This window comes from Domibacillus antri, from assembly GCF_001936625.1.
GTDB lineage: Bacteria > Bacillota > Bacilli > Bacillales > Domibacillaceae > Domibacillus > Domibacillus antri.
On record NZ_MSDU01000073.1, the window covers coordinates 1 to 3,899 of the forward strand.

A 3,899-nucleotide genomic window follows, 5' to 3' on the forward strand; every position below is an offset into this window, starting at 1 on the left:
CCGGGAGGAATGCCAGGCGGGTATCCGGAAGGAATGCCAAGCGGCTTCCAGGAGGAGGATCTCTAGGAGATACACCAACAGCATCATAGCTCGATGATCTTATTTGATGACTTTTTCCATTGAAGAATTGTTACAATGTGTGTAACTGAGTCTGTCTAAGATAGGAAAGCTTGAGGATACTGATTGTACAGCTTTATTGCTGTGTGATCCGTGTCCTTTTTTTATTTGTTAAAAGGGAATTTCAACATGGACAAAAACATAATTAAACTTACTCCTTTATCAATCATACAATGATTTAAAAAGGGCGGCAGATGAATAGTATCTGAATTAATTTTTTAGGAGTGAGCGGAAATGGGAACGAATAAATTTCAAGGGATACATCAGCTTCATTATGAAAAAGCAATGGGTAAAATTCAAACAGGCGATCTTTTGTTTTGCAGTGGCAGCTACCGGGTTAGTGAATTCATTAAAAAAGCATCCAATTCGTTCATGAGCCATGTCGCCTTTTTATTTGAATGGAACGACCGGGTGCTTGTTTTTGAAAGCGTGGAGAACGTGGGCGTCCGTATCGTTCCTCTAATGCACTACATGACGAATTATGAAAATACGGGGAAAAAGTATAACGGTGCGCTCTTCACTGCACGTCATGATAAACTGATTGATCCTTATTTTGACCGAACGTTACTGGATATTTTGGTTGGAACAGCGATTGATTTACTCAATCGTAACTATGATCAAACGGAAATCATTCGGATTTTGACGAGGATTAAGTTAGGGATTGGGCAGCATAAAGACAATTATGAATACATTTGTTCTGAATTCGTTGACCATTGTTTTCGGCAAATCGGCGTTCATTTCCCGCGCAGCAAGGAAGGTTTTATTTATCCTGAGCATATTGCATCTGATTCTAATGTATACCCGTTGTTTGAAATTATTTCATGACAGGGGACCTATTATAGAGATTTGCTCTATCAGCTATATGGGATATTAGGGAATTCAAATTAAATGACCGAAAGTAGCGCGAATTGCTGGTGGTGAAATCAATGGGTCCCTTTCATCGCATGGCTTGTATGAAATACATCGGTTAGAATCAGTCGGCACGCTGCAGATGAGTGGCTAGTCAGTGGTGATTGATCTGGCACTCTTAAAAAGGGACAGGCAGTGGTTTGATGAGCTTACTGGAAAGGCGATTGAGATATGGAGCAGCTGATGATTTTTGGTATTCAACAGGATGTATAAGAATGCATTTCTCGCTTAATAACTAGAAATATTTTGAATACTTATACCTAATTATCAACAGTTTTTGAGATAAGATAAAATCCCTACAAATCATTTAACCAATTATCTTATGCAGATTGAACACACACAGTGGAGATTTTTCTTTCTGAAAAAAATTAATTCTTGGAATAAAAATTCTTTTAGTTGGGCATGTTAAAGGGGATGATGCAAAGGAGGTGGGTATTTATGCTAAAAAAATTACTTTACTACATTTCCGTGCTAACGCTTACTGTCATGCTCTCTGGATTAGGAGTAAGTGCTCAAAGTAACCGGGAGTACAACCATTCCATCACCGAGGCAGCTGCTCAAAACAATAATGTTGCTGACAACGTTGCTGGCGCGGATGATGATGACATGGAATGGGGCTGGCTTGGTCTTCTTGGTTTACTCGGTCTTTTCGGTTTACGAAGACGGGATGAAAAGAAATAGTGATGAAGGAACTGTGCCATGCAGAACGATATGCCGATATTATAGCCGGATTCTGTTTTATGAAAGACGAATTCATTAACAACACGGCCAAAAGAGCAATAAAACAGGCCCAAAATCAGAAAATCCGACTATAGAAAAGAAGAAGGGGATGTCTCAAAGAGCTTTTGAGCAGCCTCTTCTTTACTTGAAAACAAACTATAACGTTATAACATTCATTTAGGCAGCTTCACGCCTGTCAAGGTGATTTTAGGTTACCATGATATTTCACGACCGGCCATTTCTCTTTCCGCAATGCGTTTATCAGATCCTGTCCTGCATGCAAGTGGTCCTGCACTAGCTCTTTTGGAGTCAGCGCCATCCACTGGTTCAAAGAGATGTCTGCAAAGCGATTACTCTTAAACATTTCCAGGAACCAAAGACTTTGGCGGCCTGTGTTTTGAATATAATGTCCCGTAGCAAACGGTACATAGCCTACATCACCGGCCCGGTAATTAAAAGTTCTCGAAGTACCACTAGCCGTGAATACAGTCACGCGCCCGGTTCCAGAGAGGTAATACTGCCACTCATCATTATTCGGATGCCAATGCATTTCTCTCATTCCGCCTGGAAAGACTTCTACTAACGCCGCCGCAATTGTCGTTGAAATGGGAAAATTAGTGGAATCAACTATGCGTACCGTCCCGCCTGGAGTAGAGATCGGTTCCTGAGCAAGCAGCCGATGTGTGAAGCTCTTTGGTACAGTACCGTAAGGATCCGGCACCCTCTGGCTTTCCAGCGGTGCTGGTATTTTGGCTTGGAAAATATAGCGTTGTTTTGCAGGGATGCGGGTAAAAGTGCTTTCCGGTACACCGAAATTGGCAGCAAGTACGTCCTTTGGTGTGTGCGCGAACCAATCCGTAATCGTAAAGGTGTCGAACTCAGAGAAACTGCCATCGTCAAAAACAAGCAGAAATTCACAGCCTTCCTCCAGTCCTTGGATCGAATGTGGAATTCCGGGGGGGAAGTACCACAAATCCCCCGCCTCGACATCGGCTATAAAATTTCGCCCTTCTTGATCAACTGAGGTGATTCTTGCACGGCCCAAAATCATGTAAGCCCACTCTGCTTGCTTGTGCCAATGCAGCTCGCGTACACCTCCTGGCGTCAGACGCATGTTCACCCCCGCAAGGGTCGTTGCGATGGGCAGCTCTCTAACCGTTACTTCCCGCGACCAACCGCCATGCTTTAACTGCATATGGGTGTCGGAAAAAGAAAATTTTAAATTAGGGATGGTTCCTGCGTCAGTGGCCGGCGGAACGAGCATGTCGGGATTCTCAAGGTCCCTCAAAATGTCTCTAGGGCCAAAATCGACTGCGCCGGCACCATCATCCCTTACCGGCTGCGGGATATTTTTGTAAGAGGCTTGATTCCTAGATGTTTTTTTCATCAAATCTGCTCCCTTCACTTTTATTGTTGAAGAGGTTCTATATAGTAACAACTGTAATTTATGAGGATGCTTTCGAAAATATATCTATTCCTGTAAAAATACACTAACCTCTTCTGCACAGAATATGGCGGATGTGAAAGAAGAAACTGGTTTTTCAAAGGGATCTATACAGGCGTTGCTATAAGAACATCAAAAGGGGTTCAATATGGCACTTTGTCGGCACTGTGTGAATATCTCAATTGTGGTGCAAGTGATTTATCGGAGTATATAAATGATCAAAAAAAGTTGTTTCTGTAGTGCTTTGATGAATTAACGAATGAATTTTAAAGACTACATGCTGGCTCTGTGTTAATGTTTTATTTTCGTATAAACATGAATCCTCATACAGAACAGGTAAAAGTGAGATATAATTAAGGAACCAATGTACCCTTATTTTAAACGTGAGTTCTTATACAGAAACTCTGAAAGTTGTTTGGGGACATTGGTTTTTTTACGCAGCAAAAAAGGATATAATATCAATGTGCAGTGACCTTTAAGGTGATTCCGACCATAACAGGAGTGGGGCTATTATTCATAGACCTCTAATATTGATGTGAGGCACTCCATTCAATTAGAAACACGGCACTGCACATTAATTAAATATAAAACAACGGAGTCCTGTCAATTTCGACAGGATTTTTATTTTTTTTAGAAGGAATATTATGGTTAGTGTCGAATACTCCATTCAATAGACTAAATAGACTATTCGGAAGGTGCCGTTCGATAA

At 41.5% G+C, this 3,899-nt stretch carries 5 protein-coding genes; 4 read left to right on the top strand and 1 reads right to left on the bottom strand.

The genetic code is table 11. The features are described from left to right. Window positions 1-351: 351 nt before the first annotated feature. From BTO30_RS16685 to BTO30_RS16690, 3 genes are all read left to right on the top strand, one after another. The gene (locus BTO30_RS16685; protein WP_075399817.1) at window positions 352-942 is read left to right on the top strand and encodes a YiiX/YebB-like N1pC/P60 family cysteine hydrolase; all 591 of its coding nucleotides are present in this window, start codon (window positions 352-354) and stop codon (window positions 940-942) included. 184 nt (window positions 943-1,126) lie between these two features. Next, the gene (locus BTO30_RS18080) at window positions 1,127-1,210 is read left to right on the top strand and encodes an IDEAL domain-containing protein (RefSeq protein WP_425429479.1); all 84 of its coding nucleotides are present in this window, start codon (window positions 1,127-1,129) and stop codon (window positions 1,208-1,210) included. 254 nt (window positions 1,211-1,464) lie between these two features. Then, on the top strand, window positions 1,465-1,707 hold the full coding sequence (locus tag BTO30_RS16690; protein ID WP_075399818.1) for a WGxxGxxG family protein: 243 nt from the start codon (window positions 1,465-1,467) through the stop codon (window positions 1,705-1,707). 235 nt (window positions 1,708-1,942) lie between these two features. Here BTO30_RS16690 and BTO30_RS16695 read toward each other — a convergent pair whose 3' ends face one another. Beyond that, entirely contained in the window at window positions 1,943-3,133 is a 1,191-nt protein-coding gene (locus tag BTO30_RS16695; RefSeq protein ID WP_075399819.1) for an oxalate decarboxylase family bicupin, read from the bottom strand. Window positions 3,134-3,313: 180 nt separating this feature from the next. Here BTO30_RS16695 and BTO30_RS18085 point away from each other — a divergent pair, with 180 nt between their 5' ends. Further along, complete coding sequence (locus tag BTO30_RS18085; protein ID WP_425429480.1) at window positions 3,314-3,430, top strand: helix-turn-helix domain-containing protein; 117 nt, start codon at window positions 3,314-3,316, stop codon at window positions 3,428-3,430. Window positions 3,431-3,899: the final 469 nt, after the last annotated feature.